General features: G+C 73.4%; 9 protein-coding genes. 2 read left to right on the top strand and 7 right to left on the bottom strand.

Going from position 1 to position 6,909, the window contains the following annotated elements; translation table 11 throughout:
* Together CCN56_RS05115 and CCN56_RS05110 are read right to left on the bottom strand one after the other, a co-directional pair.
* Positions 1-267 (bottom strand): LysR family transcriptional regulator (locus tag CCN56_RS05115; RefSeq protein WP_143664429.1); only part of this gene is annotated, 267 nt, incomplete at its 3' end.
* Between the two features lie 7 nt (positions 268-274).
* Complete coding sequence (locus CCN56_RS05110) at positions 275-799, bottom strand: tetratricopeptide repeat protein (protein ID WP_086824026.1); 525 nt, start codon at positions 797-799, stop codon at positions 275-277.
* A 96-nt stretch (positions 800-895) separates the two neighbouring features.
* Here CCN56_RS05110 and CCN56_RS05105 point away from each other — a divergent pair, with 96 nt between their 5' ends.
* Entirely contained in the window at positions 896-1,687 is a 792-nt protein-coding gene (locus tag CCN56_RS05105; protein ID WP_373412827.1) for a hypothetical protein, read from the top strand.
* A gap of 69 nt (positions 1,688-1,756) precedes the next feature.
* On the opposite strand, the gene CCN56_RS05100 is transcribed toward CCN56_RS05105, so the two are convergent.
* The 5 genes from CCN56_RS05100 to CCN56_RS05080 all read right to left on the bottom strand — a co-directional run bounded on the left by CCN56_RS05100 (position 1,757) and on the right by CCN56_RS05080 (position 5,994).
* Positions 1,757-2,035: a hypothetical protein gene (locus tag CCN56_RS05100; RefSeq protein ID WP_086824022.1), complete on the bottom strand. Its 279-nt coding sequence runs from the start codon at positions 2,033-2,035 to the stop codon at positions 1,757-1,759.
* A gap of 52 nt (positions 2,036-2,087) precedes the next feature.
* A complete protein-coding gene (locus CCN56_RS05095) occupies positions 2,088-3,362 on the bottom strand; it encodes an MFS transporter (protein WP_086824020.1) in 1,275 nt (424 codons plus the stop codon).
* A gap of 41 nt (positions 3,363-3,403) precedes the next feature.
* Positions 3,404-3,901 (bottom strand): YcxB family protein, encoded by a 498-nt coding sequence (locus CCN56_RS05090; protein WP_086824018.1) that lies wholly within the window; start codon positions 3,899-3,901, stop codon positions 3,404-3,406.
* 98 nt (positions 3,902-3,999) lie between these two features.
* Complete coding sequence (locus CCN56_RS05085; RefSeq protein ID WP_373412826.1) at positions 4,000-4,635, bottom strand: nucleoside/nucleotide kinase family protein; 636 nt, start codon at positions 4,633-4,635, stop codon at positions 4,000-4,002.
* Positions 4,636-4,656: 21 nt separating this feature from the next.
* Entirely contained in the window at positions 4,657-5,994 is a 1,338-nt protein-coding gene (locus CCN56_RS05080) for a YhgE/Pip domain-containing protein (protein ID WP_086824014.1), read from the bottom strand.
* 183 nt (positions 5,995-6,177) lie between these two features.
* Here CCN56_RS05080 and CCN56_RS05075 point away from each other — a divergent pair, with 183 nt between their 5' ends.
* Positions 6,178-6,858 (top strand): MerR family transcriptional regulator, encoded by a 681-nt coding sequence (locus CCN56_RS05075; protein ID WP_086824012.1) that lies wholly within the window; start codon positions 6,178-6,180, stop codon positions 6,856-6,858.
* Positions 6,859-6,909 lie beyond the last annotated feature (51 nt).

Here is a 6,909-nt window from a genome sequence, read left to right as displayed (position 1 = left end):
CGCGCGGGGCGCGGCGGCGAACCGGTCGAGGTCGGCGCGGGCCGCGTCGAGGCGGAGCAGCAGCGCCCCGGCGTGTTCGAGGAGCCGTTCCCCGGCCGGGGTGGGGGCGACGGGCCGCCGGGTGAGCAGGGGCATCCCGAGGTCGGTCTCCAGGGCGGCGATGTGCTGGGAGACGGCTGACTGGGTGTAGCCGAGGTCGCGGGCGGCCTCGGAGAAGGAGGCGAGCCGGACGACGGTGACGTACGTGCGGAGGAGGTGCGGGTCCATACGGCGGTCAGGACCCGAAGGGGGTCTTCAGGAGGTCCTTGGCGTAGTACGCGAGGGAGCGGTTGTAGCGGGGCAGCAGGGGCGCGAGGGCGCCGAGGGCGAGGGAGGCGGCCTCGCGGTCGCGGCCGGTGTCGGCGAGGGCGAGGGCGAGGAAGGCGTCGACGGCGCCGGAGAGGGCCTGCTCGTCGGCGTCGAGTCGGTCGGCGGGGACGGCCCGCTCGGCGGTGAGGAGTTCGACGCTGCGGTCGGGGCGGCCGAGGTTGCGCAGGCTGCTGGCGAGCTGGATGACGGCCCGGCGGCGGCGCAGTCCGGTGAGGCCGAGGTCGAGGGCGCGCTCGTAGTGGACGACGGCCTCCTCGGGCATGCCGGTGGAGTCGTGGGCGGCGCCCAGCTCGAAGACGGCGGCGGGCTCGTCCTCGGGCAGCTCGGCGGCGAGGGCGGCGACGCGGGCGCGGAAGTCGGCGGGCTCCAGGTCGTCGAGGCGCTCCCAGAGCGCGGTGACGCGGGACTCCCAGTCGTGATCGTTCGTCATACGGCCACCCTAGCGGGGTGGGGATAAGCGTCCGTGATGGAAGGTGCAGGAATCATCGTTGGACGTGAACGGGGCCGCCCGCCCAGCATGGCCACCATGAACTCACCGACGCACACCCCCCGGATCGCCCTGGTCGGCGACCGCTCCCCGCACGTCCGCTCGCACGTCCGCATCCCGCTCCTCCTGGACGCCCTCGCCGAACGCGACGGCCTGGCCCTCGACGCGTACTGGATCCCGACGGGCGACGCGGAGGCCCCGGGCGCGGTGAAGGGCTTCGACGCGGTGTGGGTGACACCGGGCAGCCCGTACGCGAGCGAGGCGGGAGCGCTCGCGGCGATCCGCACGGCCCGTGAGGACGGCATCCCGTTCCTCGGCACCTGCGCCGGCTTCCAGCACGCCCTGATCGAGTACGCGCGGGACGTCTGCGGCCTGGAGCGGGCGGCGCACGCCGAGAACGAGCCTTCGGCGGACCCGGAGGACCTGTTGATCGCGCCGCTCGCCTGCTCCCTCGTGGGTCACGAGGGGGTCGTACGGGTCACTCCCGGCTCGCTCGCGGAGAAGGCGCTCGGCGCGGAGCGGACGATGGAGCGGTACCACTGCAACTACGGCTTCGACACCCGTCACCTGGACGCCCTGCGGGCGCACGGCCTCCGTTTCACGGGCGCGGACGAGGAGGGCGGGATCCGCGTCGCCGAACTCCCCTCGCACCCCTTCTTCCTGGCGACCCTCTTCCAGCCGGAACTGGCGGGCGACGGCACCGTCCCGCACCCGCTGATCCGGGCGCTCGCGGTGGCGGCGACGGAGCACGCGGGCGGGACGCTCGCGTCGGCGTCGGCGTCGGCGTCGGCGTCGGCGTCGGCGGAGTACGCGGGGGCCGGGGCCCGCTAGGAAGGACGACCGCCGGTGCGACCGTCCCGCGCACCGGCGGTGTCCCGCCCGCGCTCCGGACGGGGGAGGTCAGTGCGTCGAGACCTGGAAGCAGGCCACGTCGTACTGGGAGACGGAGTGGGGGTTGACGGAGTTCTGGGGCTGTTCGCCCGCGTAGTGGGTGCCGGAGACGCCGTCGGGGTTGAAGGCGGAACCGGGGGCGGTCTGGGACTGGCCGGGGCGGACGGGCTGCTCTTCGCAGGACTGGTCGGGCTGGCCGGCGAAGGCGGGGGCCGCCGAGACACCCGCGGCGCCCGCCAGAAGGACGGCGGAGCCCACCGCGAGGGCTGCGCGCTTCAGGGGATTCATGATCGCTCCTCCTTTCACGGAGCGCTCGGGCATCCGGTGCAGGGGGTCCTGTTCACAGGGATTCCTGTTCAGGGGTACGTGCGTCACGGGGGAATGGATTGTCCTTCGGGCGGGTGCGCTCCGCCCAGGCGGCCACCGGCGGGCCCGCCGCGCCGACGGCCGCGAAGAACGCGCCGAGCAGCAGCCAGCCCGCGTGGCCGAGTCCGAGGACGGCCGTCGTGAGGACCACCGGAGCCAGGGCCTGCCCTGCGGCGAAGCCGATGCCGAAGAAGCCCTGGTACTGCCCCTGGGCGTGGTCGGGGGCGAGATCGAAGGCGAGCGCGTAGCCGCCCGAGGACTCCCACACCTCTCCGAGGCTGTGGACGCAGACGGCGAGGACGGCGAGCGCGGGCGCGACCCAGGCGGGGACGTCCGCCGTCAGGGCCATCAGGGGGCAGCTGACCAGGAAGAGCAGCCCGGCGACACGGAACGCCCGGCCGCCCTGGCGTGGCGTCTCCACACGGGAGCCGATCCGGCTCTGGAACAGTACGCACACCCCGCTGTTGACCGCGTAGACCGCCGCCACGGTCCAGCGGGGGGCGTCGGTGTGGGCGGAGAGCCAGATCGGCAGGAGCAGGGAGACGGTCTGGTACTGCAGGCCCATGGCGCCGTAGAGCGCGGTGAAGGTCACGTACGGCCGGTCGGCGAGGACGGCCCAGCGGTGGTGTTCCTCGGGTCGGGGCAGGGGCCGGTAGTTCGGGACGCCGACGAGGGCGATCAGGCCGGCGACGGCGAAGCTGGCGGCGTTGGCGAGGATGAGCACGGTGTACGCCGCGCGGGTGTCGACCGAGACGGCGAAGGCGGCCCCGAGGGTGCCCAGGACCACGCCGAGGTTGACGAACGTACGGAGCCTCGCCCTGAAGGCGGCCGGCCGTTCGCCGCCGGCGCGGGCGATGAGCGCACCGCCCGCGGCGCCGCCCGCCGTCGCGGCCAGCCGGTCCAGGGTGGCGATGATCGTGAACGTGACCCAGTCGTCGATGAGGACGAACGCGGCCATCGTCACGGCCTGGAGGGTGTGGGCCACCAGCGAGACCGTACGCGGCCCGCACCGGTCGGCGAGGTTCCCGGCCGGGATCCCGGCAAGGAGCCCGACGAGCCCGGCGACCGTGAGGCCGACACCGACCTGCGCGGCGGGCAGGTGCACCACGAGCGTGAAGTAGAGCACCGCGGCGGTGTTGAAGAGACCGTTGCCCACGCGACTGACGAAGGTCGAGACGATGAGGGCGCGCTGAGGGCCGCTCGACCTCGATAAGCCGGATATGCGGAGCCCCGCGCGTTTCCCGATCATGCCGAGCAGGCTAACAGCGCCCTCCGCGCATCCCCAGACCGTCAGAGACGGGGCAACTGCCGGTCCATCAGAGCCCGTAGCCGCTCCGCGTCCTCGGGTGCGCGCAGCCCGCGCAGCGGCAGCACCTCCACGAGCAGGATGTTCGGGTCGCGGCTGAGCAGGACGAGGTGGTCGCGGGTCTCTCGGTAGCCGCGGAAGACCGACCAGCGCTGGAGGAGCGTCACGTGCGCGGTCTCGGCCGTGATCCCCTGCTCGCCCACGGACGTGCGGTACTCGCCTTGCCAGGAGACCGTACGCAGCGCGTGGTGCGCCTGGAGGTGGGGCATCGCCCAGATCAGGACGGCGCAGAACACGGCGAGTACGAACGACACGGCGGAGGCCTGCCGCGCGGCCAGGGACAGCAGGGCGGCCGCGCCGAAGAGCGCCGTGAAGCCCCACCGGACGAGGTGGAGGCGTCGGAGGCGCTCGCGCACCAGGACCCCGGCGAGGATGTCGGCCCGCGTGGGCCGGTACGTCAGCTCGATCATGTCCACGTCCATGGGACGGGGATCGTAGTCGTTGCGCCGACTCGCCCTCGGGGCGGTGGTCGTAGCCGTCCCTCCGACTCGCCCTCGGGACGGGGACCGCAGCCGTCCCGCTAGCTCATCCTCACGACCAGGTGGGCGCGGTCCCGGCCGCGGGCCACCAGGCGGGCGTTGGCCTCGTCGGAGTCTCGCACCCAGCGCTCGGCACGGTCCCGGTCCTTGCCGAAGCGGACGTGCCGCTCGACGAGCCGGGGGACGCGGCGGCGGGCGTCCAGGTCCAGGTACCAGGCCTCGTCGAGGAAGGGCAGGACCGCGGCCCAGGCTCCCTCGTCGTGGAGGAGGTAGTTCCCCTCGGTGACGACGAGCGGGACCTCGGGCCCGACGGGGATCGCCCCCGCGATCGGCTCCTCGAGGGAGCGGTCGAAGGCGGGCGCGTAGACGGTGGTGCCGGGGACGGGGGTACGGAGCCGGGCGAGGAGCGCGGCGTACCCGGCGGCGTCGAAGGTGTCGGGCGCGCCCTTCCGTCCGGCCCGCCCGAGCCGTTCGAGCTCGGCCTGCGCCAGATGGAACCCGTCCATCGGCACGAGGACCGCCAGCCCGTCGAGCCGGGCGACGAGCTGCGCGGCGAGCGTGGACTTCCCGGCCCCGGGCGCCCCGGCGAGCCCGAGGATCCGCCGGTCCCCCGGCACCGCGAGCTCCCGGGCGCGGGCGGCGAGCCGGTCGAACTCCTGCGCGTCCATGCGGGGCATTCTCGCACCGCCGCCCGGGACTCAGCCGACGGGAACCGGCTGCGCCAGGTGGGGAGTCGAGCGGTGCAGACCCCGGCGGTCGTAGAGGCGGGTGAGGGCGAGGCCGAGGGCGAGCGAGGCGCCGAAGCCGATGCCGACCATCGTCCAGGCGTGGCCGAGTCCGGCGTCGGTCCTGGCGCCGAAGTAGAGGATGGACCGGACGCCGTCGACGACCTGCCGGAACGGTTCGAACTCGGCCAGGAACCGGTAGAAGTCCGGGAGCGCCTGGATCGGGATGGTGGCGCCGGCCGACGGGACGGCCAGGCCGATCAGGACCAGCATGGAGACGAGCGGGCCCGGGGTGCCGAAGACGGCGAGCAGGGCCAGCGCGGTGATGCCCATGGCGGCCGTGGCGCAGGTGCCGAAGAGCCACAGCATGGGCAGGTTCGAGGCGTCGATGCCGATGACGCCGACGGCCGCCGCCATGGCGAGCGCGGAGGTCAGCATCGACAGGACGACCATGAGCGCCGAGCAGACCAGGAAGTGGTGCACCCGGGTGGCGTGCTGGACGGGCTTGACGATGCGGAAGGGGCCCTTGTCGCTGGCGGCGTAGCCGAGTGCGGTGTCCACCTGCATGTGGATGACGTTGGCGCCGAGCATGCCGCCGAGGACGAGGACGAGTGCGTAGAAGAAGGCGCTCAGGCCGAGCCCGCTGTGCTGTCCGAGGTGGTGCCCCTCCTGGACGGAGAGGTGCACGGGGTCGGCGATCATCAGCTGCGCGGCGGCACCAGGGGCGGGAGCGGCGTGTGCGGCGGCCGCCCCTGTCCGATGCGTGGAGGCCGCTGCCTGCCCCAGCTGCTTGCCGACCTCCGCGGAGGTCGTCTCGACGACCTTGCGGTTGATCTCGGTGGCCATGGAGGAGCCGAAGCTTCCGGCGGCCGGGTTGGTGAGGACCGTCATGGTCGGCGGGTGCGGCGTGCGCTGCGCGGGCCCGGCGAGTGCGGCCACGGAGGCGGAGAAGTCGTCGGGGATGACGAGCGCGCCGAACACCTTGCCGCGCGCGAGCAGGTCGTCGGCGGTGCGGCGGTCGACCGTCTTCCAGTCGACCTTCTCCTTCAGGTCGGCGGATCCGGTGATCTGCGCGGTGATCTGCGCGCCCAGGTCGATCCGCTTCCCGGCCACCCGGGCGCCCTCGTCCGTGTTGACCAGGGCGATGGGCAGGTCCTTCGTCGCGCCGACCGGGTCGTTGTTGGCGCCCAGGTAGAGCAGCGACAGGACGAACGACAGCAGGCCGAGGATCACCGCCGACGGCAGCCACACGCCACGCCGGCGCAGCAGCCCTCGGGCGCTCACGCGCAGCGGGTGGGTGGGTTCGGACATGGCAGGGGCTCCGCTTCGGTGGGGTGTCGTCGCTGGTCGGCGACACATTAGAAACCTTCACTATCTAGCTAGAGAGTGTCACTATCTAATGCACGTGTCCATTCGAGCCCCTGGGAGACTGCTCACACACGGAAACCACGGAACACACGCCACACACCGAGCAGCCTTCGAGCGAGAGTGCCCATGAAGATCTCTGACCTGAGCCGCCTGTCCGGAACGCCGGTCGGAACGATCAAGTACTACCTGCGGGAGGGCCTGCTGCCGCCCGGCCACCCGCTCGGCGCCACGCTGACCCTGTACGGCGACGAGCACGTCCAGCGCCTGCGCCTGATCCGCGCCCTGACCGCCCGCGGCGGCCTGTCCATCGCCGCCACCCGCGACGTCCTCACGGCGATCGACGAGCCGCTCGACCCGCTCGCCACGCTCGGCGTCGTGCACTACGCGCTCCCGACGCCCGTCGACGCCGCCGAGACGGACGCGGTGGACGAGCAGGCCCCCCGGGTCGACGAGCTCGTACGCGCCATGGGCTGGGACGTCTCCCCCGACTCCCCGCACCGCCGCGCCCTCGCCGCGAGCCTCATGGACCTCAGCCGCCTCGGCGTCGAGTACGGCACCGGAGAACTGCTGCCGTACGCCGAACTGGCGGCGGCCGCCGCGAAGCTCGACGTCGACCGGGTCGAGGAGCTCGACGACGCCGAGGACCGGCTCAAGCTCGCCGAGCACGCCGCCGTCGTCGTCCTCCTCCTGGAACCGGTCCTGGCCCTGCTGCGTCGTATGGCCCAGGAGAACGAGACCCGCCGCAGGGCCGCGTGGGCCCGCACGCCCGGGGAAGCCGCCCCGAACCCGCCGGCCGCCCCTCGCTGACGAGGCCGGGAGGGCCCGGGGCGTCAGCCGACGCGCCCGACGCGGGGAAGG

It is taken from the genome of Streptomyces sp. NRRL B-24572, assembly GCF_002156145.1.
Classification (GTDB): Bacteria; Actinomycetota; Actinomycetes; order Streptomycetales; family Streptomycetaceae; genus Streptomyces; species Streptomyces vietnamensis.
The sequence above is the reverse complement of the archived record's forward strand: the minus strand, read 5'-3'. Positions and strand labels throughout refer to the sequence as shown.